21 protein-coding genes and 1 other RNA gene are annotated in these 20,286 nt (G+C 56.0%); 5 read left to right on the forward strand and 17 right to left on the reverse strand.

What is annotated here, in order from left to right:
• Window positions 1-70 precede the first annotated feature (70 nt).
• The 3 genes from ACJBF3_RS08815 to ffs form a co-directional block, all read right to left on the reverse strand.
• Window positions 71-286 carry a hypothetical protein gene (locus ACJBF3_RS08815; RefSeq protein WP_023293152.1) on the reverse strand — a complete coding sequence of 72 codons (216 nt, stop codon included), beginning with the start codon at window positions 284-286 and terminating at the stop codon, window positions 71-73.
• The gene (locus ACJBF3_RS08820; RefSeq protein ID WP_023310587.1) at window positions 283-534 is read right to left on the reverse strand and encodes a hypothetical protein; all 252 of its coding nucleotides are present in this window, start codon (window positions 532-534) and stop codon (window positions 283-285) included. Before ACJBF3_RS08820 ends, ACJBF3_RS08815 begins: the two co-directional genes overlap by 4 nt.
• A gap of 260 nt (window positions 535-794) precedes the next feature.
• An RNA gene (gene ffs / locus ACJBF3_RS08825) (signal recognition particle sRNA small type) lies at window positions 795-891 on the reverse strand.
• 170 nt (window positions 892-1,061) lie between these two features.
• On the opposite strand from ffs, the gene ACJBF3_RS08830 reads away from it, so the two are divergent.
• Window positions 1,062-1,373, forward strand: a complete 312-nt coding sequence (locus tag ACJBF3_RS08830; RefSeq protein ID WP_045328379.1) for an MGMT family protein — start codon at window positions 1,062-1,064, stop codon at window positions 1,371-1,373.
• Between the two features lie 33 nt (window positions 1,374-1,406).
• Here the strand turns inward: ACJBF3_RS08830 and ACJBF3_RS08835 are convergent, their stop codons facing one another.
• Window positions 1,407-1,934, reverse strand: coding sequence for a YbaY family lipoprotein (locus ACJBF3_RS08835; RefSeq protein ID WP_045328377.1), 528 nt, complete (start codon window positions 1,932-1,934; stop codon window positions 1,407-1,409).
• Window positions 1,935-2,137: 203 nt separating this feature from the next.
• On the opposite strand from ACJBF3_RS08835, the gene tesB reads away from it, so the two are divergent.
• The gene (tesB, locus tag ACJBF3_RS08840; protein WP_045328375.1) at window positions 2,138-2,998 is read left to right on the forward strand and encodes an acyl-CoA thioesterase II; all 861 of its coding nucleotides are present in this window, start codon (window positions 2,138-2,140) and stop codon (window positions 2,996-2,998) included.
• Window positions 2,999-3,094: 96 nt separating this feature from the next.
• Here tesB and amtB read toward each other — a convergent pair whose 3' ends face one another.
• The 5 genes from amtB to ACJBF3_RS08865 form a co-directional block, all read right to left on the reverse strand.
• The gene (gene amtB, locus ACJBF3_RS08845) at window positions 3,095-4,384 is read right to left on the reverse strand and encodes an ammonium transporter AmtB (protein WP_024906831.1); all 1,290 of its coding nucleotides are present in this window, start codon (window positions 4,382-4,384) and stop codon (window positions 3,095-3,097) included.
• A 35-nt stretch (window positions 4,385-4,419) separates the two neighbouring features.
• Window positions 4,420-4,758, reverse strand: coding sequence for a P-II family nitrogen regulator (gene glnK / locus ACJBF3_RS08850; protein WP_008503304.1), 339 nt, complete (start codon window positions 4,756-4,758; stop codon window positions 4,420-4,422).
• A gap of 220 nt (window positions 4,759-4,978) precedes the next feature.
• Window positions 4,979-6,760: a SmdB family multidrug efflux ABC transporter permease/ATP-binding protein gene (locus ACJBF3_RS08855; protein ID WP_045328373.1), complete on the reverse strand. Its 1,782-nt coding sequence runs from the start codon at window positions 6,758-6,760 to the stop codon at window positions 4,979-4,981.
• Window positions 6,753-8,525: a SmdA family multidrug ABC transporter permease/ATP-binding protein gene (locus ACJBF3_RS08860; protein WP_045328371.1), complete on the reverse strand. Its 1,773-nt coding sequence runs from the start codon at window positions 8,523-8,525 to the stop codon at window positions 6,753-6,755. The genes ACJBF3_RS08855 and ACJBF3_RS08860 overlap by 8 nt, the downstream gene beginning before the upstream one ends.
• Before the next feature lie 30 nt (window positions 8,526-8,555).
• On the reverse strand, window positions 8,556-9,014 hold the full coding sequence (locus tag ACJBF3_RS08865) for an Lrp/AsnC family transcriptional regulator (protein ID WP_008503307.1): 459 nt from the start codon (window positions 9,012-9,014) through the stop codon (window positions 8,556-8,558).
• A 115-nt stretch (window positions 9,015-9,129) separates the two neighbouring features.
• Between ACJBF3_RS08865 and ACJBF3_RS08870 the strand changes: the two genes are divergently transcribed.
• Window positions 9,130-10,176 (forward strand): PLP-dependent cysteine synthase family protein, encoded by a 1,047-nt coding sequence (locus ACJBF3_RS08870; protein WP_045328370.1) that lies wholly within the window; start codon window positions 9,130-9,132, stop codon window positions 10,174-10,176.
• A 40-nt stretch (window positions 10,177-10,216) separates the two neighbouring features.
• On the opposite strand, the gene cof is transcribed toward ACJBF3_RS08870, so the two are convergent.
• The gene (gene cof / locus ACJBF3_RS08875; protein ID WP_045328368.1) at window positions 10,217-11,035 is read right to left on the reverse strand and encodes an HMP-PP phosphatase; all 819 of its coding nucleotides are present in this window, start codon (window positions 11,033-11,035) and stop codon (window positions 10,217-10,219) included.
• 101 nt (window positions 11,036-11,136) lie between these two features.
• Between cof and ACJBF3_RS08880 the strand changes: the two genes are divergently transcribed.
• Both ACJBF3_RS08880 and queC read left to right on the forward strand, forming a co-directional pair.
• Window positions 11,137-12,837 (forward strand): SgrR family transcriptional regulator, encoded by a 1,701-nt coding sequence (locus ACJBF3_RS08880; RefSeq protein ID WP_045328367.1) that lies wholly within the window; start codon window positions 11,137-11,139, stop codon window positions 12,835-12,837.
• Between the two features lie 66 nt (window positions 12,838-12,903).
• Window positions 12,904-13,599, forward strand: coding sequence for a 7-cyano-7-deazaguanine synthase QueC (gene queC / locus ACJBF3_RS08885; RefSeq protein ID WP_045328365.1), 696 nt, complete (start codon window positions 12,904-12,906; stop codon window positions 13,597-13,599).
• 2 nt (window positions 13,600-13,601) lie between these two features.
• Here the strand turns inward: queC and ACJBF3_RS08890 are convergent, their stop codons facing one another.
• The 7 genes from ACJBF3_RS08890 to lon form a co-directional block, all read right to left on the reverse strand.
• Window positions 13,602-13,931 (reverse strand): addiction module antidote protein, encoded by a 330-nt coding sequence (locus ACJBF3_RS08890; RefSeq protein WP_023332237.1) that lies wholly within the window; start codon window positions 13,929-13,931, stop codon window positions 13,602-13,604.
• 4 nt (window positions 13,932-13,935) lie between these two features.
• Complete coding sequence (locus ACJBF3_RS08895; RefSeq protein ID WP_045328363.1) at window positions 13,936-14,271, reverse strand: type II toxin-antitoxin system RelE/ParE family toxin; 336 nt, start codon at window positions 14,269-14,271, stop codon at window positions 13,936-13,938.
• Window positions 14,272-14,318: 47 nt separating this feature from the next.
• Window positions 14,319-14,717, reverse strand: a complete 399-nt coding sequence (locus tag ACJBF3_RS08900; protein ID WP_023310574.1) for a YbgC/FadM family acyl-CoA thioesterase — start codon at window positions 14,715-14,717, stop codon at window positions 14,319-14,321.
• A 99-nt stretch (window positions 14,718-14,816) separates the two neighbouring features.
• Entirely contained in the window at window positions 14,817-15,197 is a 381-nt protein-coding gene (locus ACJBF3_RS08905) for a helix-hairpin-helix domain-containing protein (protein WP_045328361.1), read from the reverse strand.
• 148 nt (window positions 15,198-15,345) lie between these two features.
• Window positions 15,346-17,217, reverse strand: coding sequence for a peptidylprolyl isomerase (ppiD, locus tag ACJBF3_RS08910; protein WP_045328359.1), 1,872 nt, complete (start codon window positions 17,215-17,217; stop codon window positions 15,346-15,348).
• Between the two features lie 212 nt (window positions 17,218-17,429).
• The gene (gene hupB, locus ACJBF3_RS08915; RefSeq protein ID WP_002444653.1) at window positions 17,430-17,702 is read right to left on the reverse strand and encodes a nucleoid-associated protein HU-beta; all 273 of its coding nucleotides are present in this window, start codon (window positions 17,700-17,702) and stop codon (window positions 17,430-17,432) included.
• Between the two features lie 210 nt (window positions 17,703-17,912).
• A complete protein-coding gene (gene lon, locus ACJBF3_RS08920) occupies window positions 17,913-20,267 on the reverse strand; it encodes an endopeptidase La (RefSeq protein WP_406544945.1) in 2,355 nt (784 codons plus the stop codon).
• Window positions 20,268-20,286 lie beyond the last annotated feature (19 nt).

Raw genomic sequence — 20,286 nt, forward strand, 5'->3', positions numbered from 1 at the left:
GAAGCAGATCATAATAAATAAAAACTGCTGACTGTCACGAATACAGTCAGCAGTTTTCACCCGTCGGGATTTAATGCTGAGCAGGAATAGGAAAACCTTTCAGTGAAATAACGAAGTTTTCACCGTCTTTCTTTATTTTTGCGCCGGTATCACACCAGTCAGACGCAATACGAAAGAACTCATCACTTCCGACATTCCAGCCAAGACGTACGTGCTTCACGTAGCCTGAACGCAACAGATCGCAGGCCTCTTTGTAGTCATTGGCAGTTGACAGTTGTTGTTTCATTTTCTCTTCTTCAGAAGTTTACGTAGAGCTTTGATTTCTTTAGGAGTAAAAGGAGAAACACTCTCTTCTTCCGTATGCTGATTATCAATATCCTCTTCCGATACTCCCGCCTCTTCTACTGCTTCGAACGCCAGCAGCAGCAGTTTCTCTGTCGTCACGCTTAAATTCTCGTTATTCACTTCCGCATAGTGGCGAAGCCTTTCTTTTAGCGCGTCATCAATCTTAACGTTTAACACCGCTGTAGCCATGTTTGTCACTTCCCTTCGGAATAAGTACTTTATTTAATACACGAAGTTAACAATGTTATCCAGATATATATTTTTTTGAATTATGCTACAAATGGACATCCAATTATAAAATGCCAGTCTATTATTACAGGTTTATGACAACAATATTTCAGTGCCATGAAATATATATTACAGGATATAGGCACAATATTATTATGGGTATAGCGATTTAGGATAAAGGCGAAGCTGAAGAAACTGATGAGGGCAGAAATGGGTGGGGGCCCTGCCAGCTACATCCCGGCACACACGTCGTCTGCCCTGGCTGCTTCCTTCCGGACCTGACCTGGTGAACAGAGTAGCGTTGCGGGAGAACCAACAGAGCCCCCATTGAGAGCGTTGATAACCAACGCGCTGGCGCATTATCCCTGTGCGAAGCCCCAATTGCAAGCCGCCAGGAACCGGATGCTGGTTTCTTGCGCAAACTGGCGCAGCAATCATGACAATCTTCGTTTACCATAGCTTTCCAGAAACTCCCCACAGGTGAAGGTATGGACGAACACGACTCCTTTCCACAGCGCGTATGGCAAATCGTGGCCTCAATCCCGGAAGGCTATGTCACCACCTATGGCGATGTCGCGCGTCTGGCCGGTTCCCCGCGCGCGGCGCGACAGGTGGGAGGCGTTCTGAAACGGCTGCCGGAAGGCAGTACGTTGCCCTGGCATCGGGTGGTGAATCGTCATGGCGTGATTTCGCTTACCGGACCGGATCTCCAGCGTCAGCGTCAGGCGTTACTTTCAGAAGGGGTGCAGGTGTCAGGGTCAGGACAGATCGATTTGCAGAAGTTTCGCTGGGTTTACTGACCCCTCTCCCAAAGGAGAGGGGCAGGGCATACGTTACATCTGAGTCGGCGGGGTTGGCAGAGACGGCTGATTGGTCTGCTGCGCGACCGGTACTTCGGTCTGCTGCACGGGCACCAGGTTCAGGTCGATTTTTGTCCCACCGTGGTTAATCGCTTCCTGGACCGTATCGGTGATAAAGACCAGCTTACCGTTGATGGTGACCGCCGCGCTCAGCAGGATACGCGCGTTAGGCTGCACATCCGACGGGTTAAACGGCAACACGAAGCTAAACGGCGCCTGCTTGCCTTCGGTACGGACGGCACGCTGAGCCAGAACCTTCGACGGCGCGTCGGCCAGAGAAGCATCAGACAAGGTCACCGTTAATACCGCATCCGGCGGCAACGCAACTTTCTGTTTAATCCAGATGGTACCTGAAACGTTAGGCTGCTGAATGGATTGCTGCGAAAGGGTATTAATCCCATTCGGGTTTGCTGTTGGTACTGGCACCTGAGCGCTCTTACCGGCACAGGCGGACAACGCCACCGCAATCGCTACACCACTTAGCATAGGCACGAGTTTCATTGAAGTCTCCTTATCATCAATGCACCAGCGGGATCGATCCCATCCGATGTCGTTTCAATCACATAACGTATCCAAGTGTGGCACAGATCACCGATTTCTGCCTGAAAACGTACCGATATTCAGATTAATCTACCCATCGGACCACTTTCGTTTCTGCGTTATACTCTGCCTATCTTTCGCTACGGCGTTTATTGAGGAAAACTATGAGTCAGGCACTGAACAATCTGCTGACATTATTGAATCTGGAAAAAATTGAGGAAGGACTCTTTCGCGGACAGAGCGAAGATTTAGGCTTACGCCAGGTCTTCGGTGGGCAAGTCGTAGGACAAGCGCTGTACGCGGCAAAGGAGACTGTCCCGGCAGACCGTCTGGTGCATTCGTTCCACAGCTACTTCTTGCGCCCCGGCGATAGCGCAAAACCCATCGTGTATGACGTTGAAGTGCTGCGAGACGGCAACAGCTTCAGCGCGCGCCGCGTCGCGGCCATTCAGAGCGGCAAGCCGATCTTTTACATGACCGCCTCTTTCCAGGCGCCGGAACAGGGCTATGAGCATCAGAAAACCATGCCCCCGGCCCCCTCGCCGGACGATCTCAAATCGGAAACGGATATCGCTCGCGCGCTGGCGCATCTGCTGCCGCCGCAGGTCAAAGAGAAGTTTCTCTGCGATAAGCCCCTTGAGATCCGCCCGGTGGAGTTCCACAACCCGATGAAAGGCCACACCGCCGAGCCAAAGCGCCAGGTCTGGATCCGCGCCAACGGCACGGTGCCGGAAGATTTCCGCGTCCATCAGCATCTGCTGGGCTATGCGTCTGACTTCAACTTCCTGCCGGTGGCGCTCCAGCCGCACGGCGTTGGCTTCCTCGAAAAAGGGATGCAGGTCGCGACGATCGATCACTCTATGTGGTTCCACCGCCCGTTCAACATGAACGAGTGGCTGCTCTACAGCGTGGAAAGTACGTCGGCGTCGAGCGCGCGCGGGTTTGTGCGCGGTGAGTTTTATACCCAGGACGGCGTCCTGGTCGCCTCGACGGTGCAGGAAGGGGTGATGCGTAATCGCGGTTGACGTTAAAAAGCCGGGTGGCGGCTTCGCCTTACCCGGCCTACAAAAGCACGATCCGTAGGCCCGGTAAGCGCAGCGCCACCGGGCAATGGACGCTACTCAAGCATTATACGCATTCTCGCCGTGGCTGTTCACATCCAGACCTTCGCGTTCCTGCTCTTCCGGTACGCGCAGACCCACCGTCATGTCCGCCAGCTTGTAGCCAATGAACGCGACAACGGCTGACCACACCACGGTGATAGCGATACTTTCCAACTGCACCAGCACCTGGTGCACCATGGTGACGCCTTCCGCGTAGCCCACGCCGCCCAGCGATTTCGCAGCGAAGATGCCGGTCATAATACAGCCGACGATGCCGCACACGCCGTGCACGCCAAACACATCGCAAGGGTCATCCACGCGCAGCAGACGTTTCAGCGCGGTCACGCCCCACAGACCCGCCAGACCGGACACCAGGCCGACCAGCAGCGCACCGCCCACGCCGACATAACCACACGCAGGCGTGATGCCAACCAGACCGGCAATCGCACCGGAACAGGCACCCAGCAGTGACGGTTTACCGCGAACGGCCCACTCGCCAAACACCCAGGAGAGGATCGCACCCGCCGTGGCCACAACGGTGTTCACAAAGGCCAGCGCGGCGATTTCGTTTGCTGCGCTTGCGGAACCGGCGTTGAAGCCAAACCAGCCAAAGTAGAGGATCGCGGTACCGGTAAAGACCATCGGCAGGTTGTGCGGTTTGAACGCTTCTTTACCGAAGCCCACGCGCTTGCCAATCAGGTAGGCGCCCACCAGACCCGCGACCGCGGCGTTGATGTGAACAACGGTACCGCCCGCAAAGTCCAGCGCGCCGTGCGTCGCCAGCAGACCGCCGCCCCAGACCATATGCGCAATCGGCACGTAGGAGAGCGTCAGCCAGACCACCACGAAGATCAGGACCGCAGAGAACCGAATACGCTCCGCCAGCGCGCCCACGATCAGCCCGACGGTAATGCAGGCAAACGAGCCCTGGAACGCCACGTGAATGTACTGATAGAAACTGCCCATCAGCGCGGTCAGCTCAATATTCTTCAGCATCACCCAGTCGAAGTTACCAAAGAAGGCGTTGCCCGTGCCGAACGCCAGCGAGTAGCCGTAAACCACCCACAGCACGCAGACCAGTGCAAACGTCACGGCAACCTGCGTCAGCATGGAGAGAACGTTTTTGCCACGGATCAGGCCGCCGTAAAAGAGGGCAATACCCGGAATAGACATGAACAGCACCAGCGCGGTGCTGATCATCATAAAGGCGTTATCGGCTTTGTCGACCACCGCAGGGGTAGCCGCCAGCGCCAGGCCCGGCAGCAGTGCCAGCGAACCCAGACCCGTTTTGAGTGTTGCTATCTTCATTTTCTCGATCCCTATCACTGTGTGCCAGGAGTTACTTACAGAGCCGCTTCGTCAGATTCGCCGGTACGGATGCGAATGACGCGCTGCAGTTCGGCAACGAAAATTTTGCCGTCGCCAATTTTGCCGGTGTAGGCCGCTTTGCTAATGACATCAATCACTTCATCAAGCTGGTCATCCGCAATCGCAACGTCAATTTTTACTTTTGGCAGAAAGTTAACGCTGTATTCCGCCCCGCGATAAAGCTCGGCATGCCCCTTCTGACGACCAAAGCCTTTCACTTCGGTGACAGTCAGTCCCTGAATACCCATTGAAGACAACGCTTCACGCACGTCTTCGAGTTTGAATGGTTTGATTACAACCGTAACCAGCTTCATAGATCCCCTCCAGTCAGAATTCGGTAATGGCCGCAGCTAACGCAGAAGGTACTGCAAGGGGTGTGCCAGAAATGAAAACGGGAAGGAACAGCGATGCGATGAGCGTTATACGCTCTTGATAGATGAAGAGGCGAAAAAAAACGCACCATGCCGGTGCAGGGTGCGTTTCAGTTTTGCACCAACAGGAATGACCGTTAGCGCAGCGCCTCATTTTAGTGCATCAGGCGCTAAGCGACTCTTCATCGCGCACGCTGGCGGCCAGCTCTTCGCCCGCCAGCTGCAGCTGGTACATCTGCCAGTAGCGCCCTTTTGCTTCCAGCAGCTCACGGTGCGTACCGCGCTCCACGGCCTGTCCGCGATGCAGCACCAGAATGGTATCCGCGTCGACGATGGTGGAAAGGCGGTGGGCAATCACCACCAGCGTCGTATGGTCGCGTACCGCGGCCAGCGCCTGCTGAATCGCCTGCTCGGTGCCGGAGTCAATACTGGCCGTGGCTTCGTCCAGAATCAACACCTGCGGCGTTTCAATCAGAACGCGCGCCAGCGCCAGGAGCTGCTTTTGCCCCACGGAGAGATTGTTGCCCTGCTCGCCCAGTTTGGTATTGATCCCCTCGCTGAACCCGCGCGCCAGCTCTGCCAGCTGCACCGTTTCCAGCACCGCCCAAACCTGCGCCTCTGAATAGTCCCGCCCCAGGGTGACGTTGGCGTAGAAGGTATCGGCCAGCACGACCGGATCCTGCTGCACCATCGCAACGCCTTTGCGTAGCACCGTGTGGCTGAGCGACGCGAGCGGGCGTCCGTCGAGGCGGATTTCGCCGTGCGTAACCGGGTAGTAGCCCATCAGCAGGCTGGCGAGCGTGCTCTTACCGCTCCCGGTATGCCCCACCAGCGCGACGAAACCGCGCGACGGAACGTCAAGGGAGATGTCCTGCAACACCAGCCGGTCTTCGCGATAGGCAAACGAGACGTTATCAAACGCAATGGCGCCGCTTTGCAGAGGCCGCTCATCGCTGCCGTAGGCCTGGCGCGGCCTGTCCATCAGTTCAAATACACGCTCACCGGCGACGACCGCCTGCTGCAGCATTGATTGCTGGGTGGTAAGTTCAATCAGCGGCTCGTTAAGGCGACCCAGATAGCTAATAAAGGCATACAGCACGCCCACTTCAATCGTACCGTTTGAGCTCAGGCCAAAGAGCATCAGCAGCCCGCACAGCACCAGCGCCGAGAAAAGGCTCAGCAGCGGCCGCAGCAGGAAACCGTCAAGCCGCAGCGTCTGCATACGCGCCATATAGTGCGAACGGCTGGCTTCGCCCATCCGCTCGCCAAAGCGCGCCTGCTGGCGGAACTGCTGGATGACGCTCATGCCGTTGATCACTTCGTTGAAGCCGTCGTTGATGTCGGCCAGGTAGGCGCGAACCCGACGCACAATCGGCGTGCTGTAGCGCTGGTAAATCACCATGACGATCAGCACCGCCGGGAAGATAGTGATTGCTACCAGCGCCATGCGCCAGTCGAGGCTGAACATCGCGACAAGCATCGCGCCAATCAGCGCCGCGCTGCGCAATACGGTCGCCACTACGGTGACGTAGAGATCGCGGATCACCTCGGTATCGTTGGTCACGCGCGAGATCACCTGCCCGACCGGCTGGATATCAAACTCACTGAGCGGCTGGCGCAGCGCCGCGTCCATGACATCGGTACGCAGCTGCTGAACGACGCCCACGGCGGCACGGTTAAACAGCAGCGACTGGGCATAGTGCAACCCGGCGGCCGTCAGCTGTAAGCCCACGTAGGCCACGCCTAAGCCCGCCACCAGCCCGAGCGGCAGGTAGCTTTTGGCGACCATATTGTCGATGAAGTAGCTGATGAGCAGCGGACCGCTCACCTCTGCAATGGCCGCAATCCAGAGTAAAAGCACGGCAACCGAGAGCGGTTTACGCCACGGCGAGCCGTAGGCCAGCAGACGTTTGAGCGTCGGCCACATCGTTCCTAGCTTACGCATTGGCGGCCTCCTCGTCCTGCTCCGGCGCATCGTCCAGCGCCGCTTCAAGCTGCTGATAGCGGTACATATCGCGATACCAGCCCGGCTGCTCGGCCAGCGCGTCATGCTGCCCGCGCTGGGCAATATGGCCGTGCTGCAATACCAGAATTTCGCTGGCTTCGGTAAGCGCTGACAAACGGTGGGCACTGATGATTATCGTGCGTCCGTCACCCCACTGGCGCAGGTTATGCAGGATCTGATGCTCGGTACGGCCATCCACGGCGGAGAGCGCATCGTCCAGGATCAGGATTTCCGCATTCAGCAGCAGCGCGCGGGCAATGGAGATACGCTGTTTTTGCCCGCCGGACAGCATGACGCCGCGTTCCCCGACTTCGGTGTCGTAGCCCTGCGGCAGGCGCAAAATGTCATCATGCACGCTGGCCAAACGTGCCACATGCTCGATCTCTTCCTGCGTTGCTGCCGGGCAACCAAGCGCGATGTTGTTCGCCACGGTGTCAGAAAAAAGAAACGGCGTCTGGCTGACAACCGCCAGGCGACCACGCCACTCATCCAGCAGCAGGCTGGTGAGCGGAATATCATGGAAGCGGATATCGCCCTCGGTGACGTCAAAGTGGCGCTGAAGCAGGGAGAGTACGGTACTTTTCCCGGATCCTGTCGGGCCACAGATGCCCAGCATCTGGCCAGGCTGCAGCGTAAAGCTGACGTTCTCCAGCACCGGATGCTCCGTATGCGGATAGACAAACTTGCGGACGTCGACATGCATGACGCCGCGCCCTTCCGGTACGGCTTCGCTACCGTCGATGACCACCGGCGCTTCGGCCAGCATGGCGCGAATGCGGCTATAGGCGGCACTGCCGCGCTCCACAATGTTAAACATCCAGGCCAGCGCCAGCATCGGCCAGATCATCAGCCCCAGATACATGGCAAAGCTGGTCAATTGCCCCAGGGTGAGCGTACCCTGTACCACCATCCAGCTGCCGCCGCCAATGGCCAGCAGGTTTGCCATGCCGATTGCGATATAGATCGTTGGGTCAAAGCGGGCATCAATACGCGCGACGCGCATGTTCTTCGCCCCGGTGTCTGCGGCATCGGCCGCAAACAGCGCAGACTGCCGGTCCTCCAGGCCAAACGCTTTGATCATGCGGATGCTGGTCATGCTCTCCTGGGTGCGATCGTTCAGAGACGAAAACGCCGCCTGAGCCAGCTTGAAGCGCTCGTGCAGCTGTTCGCCGTAGCGATTGATCGCCAGCGCCATGATCGGCATCGGCAGCAGGGCGAGCAGGGTCAGCTGCCAGCTGATCTGCGTGGACATCACGATCAGCACCGCACAGCCCATCACCAGCGAGTCCACCAGCGTCAGCACCCCTTCCCCGGCGGCAAAGACCACCCTGTCGACATCGTTAGTGGCGCGGGCGATAAGATCGCCGGTGCGGTGGCGCAGATAAAATTCGGGATGCTGTCGGCTCAGCTGGCGGTAAAAATCTTCACGCAGCTCAACGGCCAGCTGATAGGACGCACCAAACAGCAGCACGCGCCAGACGTAGCGCAGGAGATACACAATGACCGCCGTCAGCACCAGCGTGCCGACCCACATCAACACCCGTGCGGTGGTGTAATGCTGTTCAGTGACGCCATCCACGACGTAGCCCACCACTTTCGGCGGGATCAGCTGCAGAATGGCAATGATAATAAGCAGGGCGACCGCACCGAGGTAGCGTTGCCACTCCCGACGAAAGTACCAGCTTAATTGGGCAAATAATCGCACGCGGTTTGTTCCTGAAGGTATTTTACGAAGTTATTCAATGGGTAATGCTGTGGTGTACTTAATCTGTTCCATGGCGAAGCTTGAGGTGACGTCCGATAAGCCCGGGACGCTGTTCACCAGCCGCTTGTAGAAATCATCATAGCGCTTCATGTCGGCCACCTGAACGCGCATCAGGTAATCGTACTCGCCGGCCATACGCCAGAAACCGAGCACTTCGGGCATCTCAGACACTTGGGTCACGAAGCGGCAATACCACTCGCTGCTGTGATGCTGCGTTTTTATCAGCACAAATGCCGTCAGCCCAAGCCCCAGCTTTTCGGGATCGAGTAACGCGACGCGCCCAAGAAGAATGCCGTCATCTTCAAGCTTCTTGAGGCGCTTCCAGCATGGGGTGGTGGTCAGATTAACGGCATCCGCCAGCGCCTGCAAAGAGAGGGTACAGTCACTTTGCAGCAAGGAAAGGAGCTTGCGGTCAATTTTATCTAGCATACCCACCTCAAAGAGAAAAATTTTCTCCCTTAATTCTATTTTAAAGGCCAGATAGCAACAATTTTTTCTGTGCTTTTCGCTATGCTAGGCACAAAATGACAAACGGATAACGACGATGAATAGCACCTGGGTTAAACATGCGATCAGCGAAATCAATGCCGACTATCAGCGCTCGGCGGATACCCACCTGATTCGCCTTTCCCTGCCGGGATTTGACGGCATTCAGCTCTATCTGAAAGACGAAAGCACCCATCCCACCGGTAGCCTGAAGCATCGCCTGGCACGCTCGCTGTTTTTATACGGCTTATGCAACGGCTGGATTAAAGAAGGCACCACCATTATTGAATCCTCATCCGGCTCTACGGCGGTGTCCGAAGCCTATTTCGCCCGTCTGCTGGGCCTGCCGTTTATCGCGGTGATGCCGTCCTGCACCGCAAAACGCAAAATCGAACAGATCGAATTTTACGGCGGCCGCTGCCACTTCGTGGAAAGCGCCTGCGAAATCTATGCGGCCTCTGAAATGCTGGCCCGTGAACTCAACGGCCACTATATGGACCAGTTCACCTTCGCCGAGCGCGCGACGGACTGGCGCGGCAATAACAACATTGCCGACAGTATTTTCCGCCAGATGACCCACGAACCGCACCCGGTTCCGTCGTACATTGTGATGAGCGCCGGTACCGGCGGCACGTCAGCCACCATTGGACGCTACATCCGCTGTCAGGGCTACGATACTCAGCTGATGGTGGTTGACCCGCAGAACTCCGTGTTCCTCGACTACTGGCAAAACCGCGATGCCGGTCTGCGCAGCCCGGTGGGCAGCAAAATTGAAGGGATTGGCCGCCCGCGCGTGGAGCCCTCTTTCATCCCTGACGTTGTGGATGAGATGCTGCGCGTGCCGGATGCCGCCAGCGTGGCCACCGCACACTGGCTGGAAACGCAGCTGGGGCGCAAAGTGGGGGCATCGACGGGCACCAATATGTGGGGCGCACTGCAGCTTGCCGCACGTATGCGCGAAGCGGGTCGCAATGGCTCCATCGTCACGCTGCTGTGCGACAGCGGAGAGCGTTATCTTGAGACGTACTACAACGCGGAGTGGGTACAGGCCAACATTGGCGATATCTCACCGTGGAAAGCGCAGATTGCGCAGCTGCTGAAATAAAAAAAGCCAGACCGAAGTCTGGCTTGCTGGAAGGATCTCGCTATTCGGGGGAATAAGGGAGGTTGTTGTTGTCCAGCCAATGCGTCAAAAAATGGGACACCGCTTCATTGCGGCAGTGCCCGATAACCGGTAGATGGGGAAGTTCTGCGATGAGCTGCGGCATCGCATTCCCCATGATCAGACCGCGACCCACGCTGCCCAGCATTTCGCGGTCGTTCATGGCGTCGCCAAACGCCATACAATCCTGCATCGTCAGGCCCAGGTGGTCGCTCAGCACCGCCAGCGCGGAGCCTTTGTTACAGCCCACCGGCAGCACCTCCAGACAATCCACCGCCGAGAAGGTTAAATGTGCCCGGTCGCCCAGCGCCTCATTCAGTTGGATCCTCAGGCGACGGAGATCGTCGCGATCGCCGCAGAAGCAGATCTTGGTTACAGCATGGGCGGGGATCCGACGCAGATCGATAAGCTGGTATTTAAAGCCGCTGTAAACATGCGCGTGCAGCAAATCCGGGATTTCATGACCGGTAAACCAGCCCCGATCGTTAAAGACGTGGATGCTGGCCTGCGTGTCCCAGGCGCTGTGCAGCACGATGTCCGCCACTTCCGGGCTGAGATCCTGTCGGTGCAGCACATCGCCTTCTACGGAGTGAATTCGCGTCCCGTTGCCGGTAATCAGAAAAGCGTCGAGGGAAAACGCGCCCAGCAAATGACGCATTTCCAGCACGTGACGCCCGGTGGCAAACGTCAGGGTGACATTACGCTCGTGCAGGCGCTTCAGCGTGTTCAGGGTCTTCTCCCCTAAACGGTGATCCGGCATTAACAGCGTACCGTCCATATCAAATGCAGCGAGCCGAGCCATGATAACTCCCGAAATGTGATGCGGTTAACTTGTGCAACAGTATCGTGTGAGATATACGGAAGTAATAGTGAATAGATGATAATTATTGTTCCGGGTTTCCTATGCGCCAGCTCAATCGACTCAACCAGTATCACCGCCTGTGGCAGCCTTCCCTGGGCGCAACGCAGCAGGTCACCATCAGCGAACTGGCCGCCCGCTGTTTTTGCAGCGAGCGGCATGTCCGCACGCTGCTGCGTCAGGCCCAGGAGGCGGGCTGGCTGAGCTGGCGAGCGCAGTCTGGCCGCGGTAAGCGGGGAGAGCTGACGTTCCACGTCGCGCCGGAGTCATTGCGCAATGCGATGATGGAGGAGGCGCTGAAGCGCGGAGAACAGCACAACGCGCTTGAGCTGGCCCAGCTTGCCCCCGCTGAATTACGGTCATTGCTGCATCCGTTTTTAGGCGGGCAGTGGCAAAACGACACGCCGACGCTGCGCATTCCCTATTACCGCTCGCTGGATCCGCTTCAGCCGGGGTTTTTACCCGGCCGGGCAGAGCAGCATCTGGCAGGACAGGTCTTCTCCGGACTGACGCGATTTAACGGTAACAGCAGCGAACCCACCGGCGATCTGGCGCATCACTGGGAGGTCTCCGCTGACGGGCTGCGCTGGCATTTCTACATTCGTTCCACTCTGCACTGGCATAACGGCGATAAGATCGAAACCGGGCAGCTTCAGCAAAGCCTTAATGCGCTTTTTACCTTGCCTGCCCTGCGCAAACTGTTTCAGAGCGTGTTACGCGTTGACGTTACCCATCCTCAGTGTTTGACCTTTACGCTGCATCAGCCGGATTACTGGCTGGCACACCGCCTGGCAACCTACTGTAGCCGGCTTGCACATCCTGAACAGCCGATGACGGGCAGCGGTCCCTTCAGACTCAGCGTGTATGAGCCGGATCTGGTTCGTCTGGAAAGCCACGAACAGTACCATCTCAGCCATCCGCTGCTTAAGGCTATCGAGTACTGGATCACACCGTCTCTGTTTGACCGGGGGTTAGGGACCAGCTGTCGCCATCCGGTGCAGATCGCCATTGGCGAGCCGGATGAGCTGAAGAGCCTGCGCCCGGTGACGAACAGCACCAGTCTGGGCTTTTGTTACCTCACCCTGAAGCAAAGCCCGCGCCTGAGCGACATGCAGGCTCGTCGGCTCATCAACATCATTCATCTCTCGACGCTTCTGCATACGCTTCCGCTGAATGAAGGGCTGATTACCCCAACAGAGGAGTTGCTTCCCGGCTGGGCGATCCCTCAGTGGCCGGACTTAACTCATGTCCCTCTGCCGAAGAAATTAACCCTGATTTATCATTTACCAGTTGAGTTACACACGATGGCGCGCCAGCTAAAACAGTACCTTGCACAATACGGCTGCGAGCTTACGGCGATCTTCTACGATGCGAAAACCTGGGACGGGTGCCCGCACCTGGCGGATGCGGACATTATGATGGGCGACAGGCTGATTGGCGAAGCGCCGGAATATACGCTTGAGCAGTGGCTGCGCTGTGATGCCCTCTGGCCACACGTGCTTAGCGCACCGCAATATGCTCATCTTCAGGCTACCCTTGATGCGGTGCAGACTCAGGCAGACGAACAGGCCAGACATGCCGGGCTGAAGGCCATCTTTTCCCGACTCATGGAAAAGGCGGCGATCACTCCCCTGTTCAATTATCAATATCAGATCAGCGCCCCGCCGGGCGTCAACGGCATTCGCCTCAACACCCGCGGCTGGTTTGACTTCACCGAAGCCTGGCTGCCCGCGCCCAAATCGTGAAGAAGCTGGTCGCCGTCGTGGTCTGACGGTAACATAACGTTTTTACCGTAACAGTCGAGATGATTTATGAAACGTGCCGTCGTCGTGTTCAGCGGAGGACAAGACTCTACTACCTGCCTGGTTCAGGCTCTTCATCAGTACGATGAAGTTCACTGCGTCACTTTCGATTATGGTCAGCGTCATCGCGCTGAGATCGACGTTGCCCGTGAACTGGCCCTGAAATTGGGCGCACGCGCGCACAAGGTGCTGGACGTTACGCTGCTAAATGAACTGGCCGTGAGCAGCCTCACCCGAGACAGTATTCCCGTCCCGGACTACGAACCTGATGCCAGCGGCATTCCGAATACCTTCGTACCGGGCCGCAATATTCTTTTCCTGACCCTGACGGCGATTTACGCCTATCAGGTAAAAGCCGAAGCGGTGATCACCGGCGTCTGCGAGACCGACTTCTCCGGCTACCCGGACTGTCGTGATGAGTTCGTGAAAGCGCTAAACCACGCCGTCAATCTGGGGATGGCGAAAGAGACGCGCTTTGAAACCCCGCTCATGTGGCTGGATAAAGCCGAAACCTGGGCGCTGGCGGACTACTGGGGCAAACTGGACCTGGTTCGCAGCGAAACGCTCACCTGCTATAACGGCATCAAAGGCGACGGTTGCGGACAGTGCGCGGCCTGCAATCTTCGCGCTAACGGGCTGAATCATTATCTAGCCGATAAGGTCGGCGTGATGGCCGCGATGAAGAAAAAGACCGGGCTTAGATAACGCTACTTAACCGTGCTGTCGAACAGTTTTACGCCGGCAGCACGAGTCACTTTCATTAGCGTCGTCAGCGTTGGGTTGCCGTTATCAGATAAGGTTCGGTATAACTGTTGACGGGACAGACCGGATTTGGCGGAGATTTCTCCTATGCCGCCTCGGGCTTCGATGACCTGACGGAGTGCAATGAGATAGGCAGGGATCCCCTGGTCTTCATAGATCTCCTCCAGGGCTGTTTGCAGATAAAGCTGAGCACAGGAGGGATCCTCCCGCAGCATTTTCACAACAGCATCATGGTGACTAACAGAACTTGAATATTTTCGTTCAGCGGCACTCATCTGATTATCCTTTTGATTGACGATCGTTCCAGAAGTCTATCGCCAGTTGAATATCTGCTTTCTGGCTCTTTTTGTCACCACCCACAAGTAACAATAAAACCTGCCGATTTTCTACCGCAAAATAGATCCTGTAGCCGGGACCACTGTCGATGCGCATCTCCCAGATACCTTCCCTGAGATATCTGTAATCGCCAAAATTACGTTTTATCGCACGGTTAACCCGTACAAGGATCCGGAAAACAACATCCGGATCCTTTCGCTTCATCTTCGCCACCCACTCCTCAAACGGCACTTTTCCGTCACGGGTACGGTAACGTTCAACAACGTAGTCCCTGTCCATTATTCTATCCCTGAAAAATCCTTTTGTCTTTTATAAAAGACAAACTTTTAAGCGATCATCAATTCCAGCTTTTCCCGCAACTCCCCTTCCAGCGGCAGCGCTTTCTGCGTTTTCAAATCGATACAGACAAAGGTGATCAGCGCATCAGCGACCATCTGCCCTTCCGGATCGAGCGTCACTACCTGGCTTAACACCCCGCTTTTGCCATTGATCTGCTGAACCTGGCTGGTCACCGTGAGCACATCGCCCAGCACGGCCGGGCGTCGATAGTTGATGTTGATATTGACGACCACGAACGCGATGTTGTGCGCGGTCAGCCACTGAAAGCTTTCGCTATTTTCCAGCCCGTCCCAGCGCGCTTCTTCAAGAAACTCAAGATAGCGAGCGTTGTTCACATGCTGGTAAACGTCGAGATGAAAACCGCGTACTTTGATTTTTGTCTGCATAGCGCAATAGCCTTTACTGTTATTGTAGGTTGAGAGGTCATAACTGGTATGACCTCTTTATCCTGGCAAAATTTTGCCGCAGTGCAAGAAATTGCTTAATTACAACGTCAGGTGTGAGAGGTTGCGCTCAACCAGCGCGCTGCCCATGCCCGGCACCTGTTTGAGATCGTCGACCGTTTTGAAGGGACCATACTCTTCTCGGTAGCTGACGATGGCCTGCGCTTTTTTCAGGCCGACACCGTTCATCACTCGGGCCAGATCTTCCGCTGAGGCCGAATTGATGCTGACCCGCGTACCGTCATCATCCGCATTTTTACCGGCTTCAGTCGCTTTAGTTTGCCCCTGCACCGGCGCTGCCGCGTCGGACCTGCTCTGCGTAGCCTGTGGTTTGGCGGCGGGCGCCGCCGCCAGCGCGCCCGCGCTTATTCCCGTGGTGGCAATAGCCAGCGTAATTAACAGTGCTTTGATTCCACATTTCATGCTGTTACCTCCTTGTTTGTTGACAGCCAGGTCACGATAGCCGCCAGATAAACTCGGTACAAACAGCAGATTGCAGAAATGGAAAAGGCCGCGAAAGCGGCCTTCAGTTATTGCAGAGCGTTACGAAAATCTGCGAGCAGACGCGTAATTACTGCTGCTGAGTCATGACATCACCCAGCTTGATTTTGGCTTCTTTACGCAGGTTGCTCATCATGGCTTCGAAGGCAATCTGGGCATTGTTCTGGGTAATTCCCTGAACCATCGCTTTCTTCTGCGCGTCTGGCAGGGTGCCGGCTTTCACTTCATCCAGCGCCAGCAGAACGACGTTACCCTGCGCATCGGTGGTGGTACCGAAGCTTGGCTTGTCCTTCGCAGGCAGAGTCAGAGCAAACGCGGCCTGGCTGATTGGATCCTGACCGGTACGGCTCAGCGTTTTCGCTTCACCGAAGCTCAGGCCAGCCGCTTTCAGCGCGTCTTCTTTACCCGCTTTCAGATCGGACAGAATCTTTTCAGCATCCAGTTTCGCCTGCTGTTCCGCCTTGTTGTGCTTAACCTGAGCGACAACCTGATCCTTCACGTCCGCCAGCGGTTTGACCGCTTCTGGCTTGTGCTCGCTGACGCGCAGCACAAACGCACGATCGCCGTCGACGGTAATGATGTCAGAGTTACTGCCCGGCGTGCCGTTCTCGCCCACCAGACCACCGTTGAAGATGGCATCAGAAACCGGTTTGAAGTTCAGCTCTTCCGGCAGGTTGTCACGGCCAAACCAGCCCGTCTCAACCGCCTTCACACCCGCTGCCTGCTCTGCGCCCGCCAGCGATTCGTTATCGTTGCTGGCCGCATCGCTCACCTTCTGCTGCAGCGCGTAGTAGGCATCCAGCGCTTTTTCCTGCTTCACTTTCGCCGCGATATCGTCACGAACCTCAGCCAGCGGCTTGGTTTTTGCCGCGGTGATGTCGTCAAGACGCACGACCAGGAAACCAACGGAAGACTTAATCACGCCTGAAAGCTGGCCTTTCTCTTTCAGACCGGCATTTTTCAGCTCGTCTGGCGTGGTCGCATCTTCCAGCCAGCCCATGTCGCCGCCGTTTTTCGCGGAGATAATGTCGGTGGATTTCGCTTTCGCAACGGTGGCGAAATCAGCACCTTTGTTCAGCTCATCCAGAACCGCTTTGGCATCAGCCTCGGTTTTGGTCTGAATCACGCTGTAGCGGTTACGCTGCGGCTGAGTGAACTGATCCTGGTGCTGGTCGTAGTAAGACTGGATTTCCGCGTCAGACGCGGTTTCCTGCAGCGCGGCCGCATCCAGCTTGATGTAGCTCACGCGGAACTGCTCTGGGGAAACAAAGGAATTCTTGTTTTGCTCGTAGTAAGCGTTCAGTTCAGCGTCGCTTACCTGCTGTTTCGCCGCCAGGGCGTTCACATCAATTGTCGCTTCGCGTACAACGCGCTGCTGCGCCACCAGCGCGGCCAGTTCGTCCGTTTCACCTTTGAGCATGAAATCGGTGCCCACGACGGCATTGATGAGCTGCTGGGTCGTCAGCTGGTTACGCAGCGCCTGCGCGTACTGATCGGCCGTCATCCCCATCTGGTTGACGATACTGTTGTAACGCGCGTTGTCGAATTTCCCGTTAGACTGGAAGGCCTGGGTGGAGAAGATGGCTTTTTTCACCTGCTCATCGCTGATGCCAAGGCCCAGTTTTTTGGCATACTGATCCAGCAGCGCTTCGTCGATAAGACGATTCAGCGTCTGTTGGCGCAGGGTCTTCATATACCCTTCGTTCGCCGCCAGTTCAGAGAATTGGTCGCCCAGCTGTTGCTGCATACGGTTACGTTCACCGGCAAAAGCATTCTCGAACTGACCACGGCTGATCTCCTGGCCATTCACTTTTGCGGCGTAGTTTGCGCCACCGCCAATAAGGTAACTGCTCACGCCGGTCAATATGAACGACACGATAATGATACCGAAAATAATCTTGAGCACGAGACTGTTAGCAGCCGTGCGTAAGCTGTCCATCATGGTGTAACAACACTCCGCTGTAGGTGACTGGTTACCTGACGCTGACGGAAAATCCTGCCCGTCGCGCGTGAAGGCGTATTGTGACAAGAAAACGGGGCGATTGTCAGCCCACAACTCGCATAAACTCGCACAAATCAGGTCTGGACAAATAAAAAAGGCACATCAAATGATGCGCCCTTGTACTTTCCGGCTTCCCTGAAACGGGAAAGCAATCAGTTTACTGCGTCTTTCAGCGCTTTACCTGCACGGAAACCCGGCACTTTAGCAGCAGCAATGGTGATCTCTTTACCGGTCTGAGGGTTGCGGCCAGTACGGGCAGCACGCTCTTTAACAGCAAAAGTACCGAAGCCTACCAGTGCAACGTCGTCTCCAGCCTGCAGAGATTCAGTAACAGAAGCAATTAATGCATCTAACGCACGTCCAGCTGCAGCTTTAGAAATATCAGCACCCGCAGCAATTTTGTCAATCAGTTGAGATTTATTCACTGTTCTCTTCCTCTCTTTATAATTTATATCGCGCCTGAATCCTTCACGACGCGACCGCGCAGCAGTTATATCAGGCCTGCCATGACCTTACAACACCCGTTGTTGATGGCTGACCTAATCAGCAATCTAAATTAGCTATACAAAAAAAGGCTGGCAAGTGCGAAATGACTTACCAGCCTTGTTTTTATTGACGCTCTTTGCGCGAGGTCACTATTTTGCGGTTACAACCTGCATTCCTGACGGTTCATTTTGCAATGCGAGGCTAAGAACTTCCTCAATGCGCTTAACAGGATGGATCTGCAGGTCGGCAATCACGTTGTCCGGAATCTCTTCCAGATCGCGTTTATTTTCATAAGGGATCAATACGGTTTTGATCCCACCGCGGTGTGCCGCCAGCAGTTTTTCTTTTAAGCCACCGATTGGCAGAACCTGACCGCGCAGCGTAATTTCACCGGTCATTGCCACATCGGCACGCACCGGGTTGCCAGTCAGACAGGAAACCAGAGCGGTACACATGGCAATACCCGCGCTTGGGCCATCTTTCGGCGTCGCCCCTTCAGGAACGTGTACGTGGATGTCGCGTTTTTCGTAGAAATCAGGGTTGATACCCAGTTTCTCCGCGCGCGCGCGCACCACGGTCAGCGCCGCCTGGATGGACTCCTGCATCACTTCACCCAGCGAGCCGGTGTAGGTCAGTTTGCCTTTGCCCGGCACACAGGCGGTTTCGATGGTCAGCAGCTCGCCGCCCACTTCCGTCCATGCCAGACCGGTCACCTGGCCAACGCGGTTTTCGTTGTCCGCACGACCATAGTCGAAGCGCTGAACGCCCAGGTAGGCATGCAGATTGTCGCCGTTAATCACAATGTGTTTCAGGCTCTTATCCAGCAGGAGCTGTTTCACCGCTTTACGACACAGCTTAGAGATTTCACGCTCAAGGCTACGCACGCCCGCTTCACGGGTGTAGTAGCGAATGATGCCGATAATCGCGCTGTCCTCGACGGTCAGCTCGTTGGCTTTCAGCGCGTTACGCTCAATCTGCTTCGGCAGCAGGTGCTGCTTAGCGATGTTCAGCTTCTCGTCTTCGGTATAGCCAGAGAGACGGATCACTTCCATACGGTCCAGCAGCGGAGCCGGAATGTTCATGGAGTTGGAGGTTGCCACGAACATCACGTCGCTCAGGTCGTAGTCCACTTCCAGGTAGTGATCGCTGAACGCCACGTTCTGTTCTGGATCAAGCACTTCCAGCAGGGCAGATGCCGGATCGCCGCGCATGTCCGACGACATCTTGTCGATCTCATCGAGCAGGAACAGCGGGTTTTTAACGCCCACTTTCGCCATCTTCTGGATCAGTTTACCCGGCATAGAGCCGATGTAGGTACGGCGGTGACCGCGGATTTCCGCTTCATCGCGTACGCCACCCAGCGCCATACGGATATACTTACGTCCGGTCGCTTTGGCGATGGACTGACCCAGAGAGGTTTTACCCACCCCCGGCGGTCCGACCAGGCACAGAATCGGGCCTTTAATTTTGTTCACACGGCTTTGTACCGCGAGGTACTCAAGAATGCGGTCTTTGACGCGTTCCAGGCCGTAGTGGTCGGTGTCCAGGATCTCCTGCGCCTGACGCAGGTCTTTTTTGACCTTGCTGCGGGCGTTCCACGGAACCTGCACCATCCATTCAATGTAGCCGCGAACGACGGTCGCTTCAGCCGACATTGGAGACATCATTTTCAGCTTCTGCAGTTCTGCTTCAGCTTTCTCTTTTGCCTCTTTCGGCATTTTCGCCGCGTCGATCTTACGCTTCAGCGCTTCGTTTTCGTCCGGCGCGTCGTCCATCTCGCCCAGTTCTTTCTGAATGGCCTTCATCTGCTCATTCAGATAGTACTCACGCTGAGATTTCTCCATCTGCTTTTTCACGCGGTTGCGAATACGCTTCTCAACCTGCAGCAGATCGATTTCAGACTCCATCATCGCCATCAGGTATTCCAGACGTTCGTTAACGTCGGACATTTCCAGCACGGACTGTTTGTCAGCCAGCTTCAGCGGCATGTGTGCAGCGATGGTGTCCGCCAGACGCGCAGGATCGTCGATGCTGTTCAGCGACGTCAGCACTTCTGGTGGGATTTTCTTGTTCAGCTTGATATAGCCTTCAAACTGGCTAATCGCGGTGCGCACCAGCACTTCCTGCTCGCGCTCATCAAGTTCAGGCGAATCAAGGTACTCTGCCTTCGCAGAGAAGTGCTCGCCGTCGTCTGACAGAGTGGTAATACGCGCACGCTGCAGCCCTTCTACCAGCACCTTCACGGTGCCGTCAGGCAGCTTCAGCATCTGCAAAATAGAGGCCACGGTCCCGACGGTGAAAAGATCGTTTACACCCGGCTCATCCGTTGATGCTTCTTTCTGCGCCACCAGCATGATTTTTTTATCATGATCCATAGCGGCTTCGAGGCAACGGATAGATTTTTCCCGCCCTACAAATAAGGGTATGACCATGTGCGGATAAACCACCACATCGCGCAACGGCAATACGGGGATTTCAATGCGTTCAGAACGCTCAGGATTCATAGAGCTCTCTCTTAGTTAG

The organism is Enterobacter sp. PP-008-ECC_S150, assembly GCF_045257065.1.
Lineage (GTDB): Bacteria > Pseudomonadota > Gammaproteobacteria > Enterobacterales > Enterobacteriaceae > Enterobacter > Enterobacter chengduensis.

Coding starts and splice junctions, on each gene's coding strand:
- ACJBF3_RS08815 (WP_023293152.1), bottom strand. CDS start 286: ATGAAACAACAACTGTCAACTGCCAATGACTACAAAGAGGCCTGCGAT.
- ACJBF3_RS08820 (WP_023310587.1), bottom strand. CDS start 534: ATGGCTACAGCGGTGTTAAACGTTAAGATTGATGACGCGCTAAAAGAA.
- ACJBF3_RS08830 (WP_045328379.1), top strand. CDS start 1,062: ATGGACGAACACGACTCCTTTCCACAGCGCGTATGGCAAATCGTGGCC.
- ACJBF3_RS08835 (WP_045328377.1), bottom strand. CDS start 1,934: ATGAAACTCGTGCCTATGCTAAGTGGTGTAGCGATTGCGGTGGCGTTG.
- tesB (WP_045328375.1), top strand. CDS start 2,138: ATGAGTCAGGCACTGAACAATCTGCTGACATTATTGAATCTGGAAAAA.
- amtB (WP_024906831.1), bottom strand. CDS start 4,384: ATGAAGATAGCAACACTCAAAACGGGTCTGGGTTCGCTGGCACTGCTG.
- glnK (WP_008503304.1), bottom strand. CDS start 4,758: ATGAAGCTGGTTACGGTTGTAATCAAACCATTCAAACTCGAAGACGTG.
- ACJBF3_RS08855 (WP_045328373.1), bottom strand. CDS start 6,760: ATGCGTAAGCTAGGAACGATGTGGCCGACGCTCAAACGTCTGCTGGCC.
- ACJBF3_RS08865 (WP_008503307.1), bottom strand. CDS start 9,014: ATGCTAGATAAAATTGACCGCAAGCTCCTTTCCTTGCTGCAAAGTGAC.
- ACJBF3_RS08870 (WP_045328370.1), top strand. CDS start 9,130: ATGAATAGCACCTGGGTTAAACATGCGATCAGCGAAATCAATGCCGAC.
- cof (WP_045328368.1), bottom strand. CDS start 11,035: ATGGCTCGGCTCGCTGCATTTGATATGGACGGTACGCTGTTAATGCCG.
- ACJBF3_RS08880 (WP_045328367.1), top strand. CDS start 11,137: ATGCGCCAGCTCAATCGACTCAACCAGTATCACCGCCTGTGGCAGCCT.
- queC (WP_045328365.1), top strand. CDS start 12,904: ATGAAACGTGCCGTCGTCGTGTTCAGCGGAGGACAAGACTCTACTACC.
- ACJBF3_RS08890 (WP_023332237.1), bottom strand. CDS start 13,931: ATGAGTGCCGCTGAACGAAAATATTCAAGTTCTGTTAGTCACCATGAT.
- ACJBF3_RS08895 (WP_045328363.1), bottom strand. CDS start 14,271: ATGGACAGGGACTACGTTGTTGAACGTTACCGTACCCGTGACGGAAAA.
- ACJBF3_RS08900 (WP_023310574.1), bottom strand. CDS start 14,717: ATGCAGACAAAAATCAAAGTACGCGGTTTTCATCTCGACGTTTACCAG.
- ACJBF3_RS08905 (WP_045328361.1), bottom strand. CDS start 15,197: ATGAAATGTGGAATCAAAGCACTGTTAATTACGCTGGCTATTGCCACC.
- ppiD (WP_045328359.1), bottom strand. CDS start 17,217: ATGATGGACAGCTTACGCACGGCTGCTAACAGTCTCGTGCTCAAGATT.
- lon (WP_406544945.1), bottom strand. CDS start 20,267: ATGAATCCTGAGCGTTCTGAACGCATTGAAATCCCCGTATTGCCGTTG.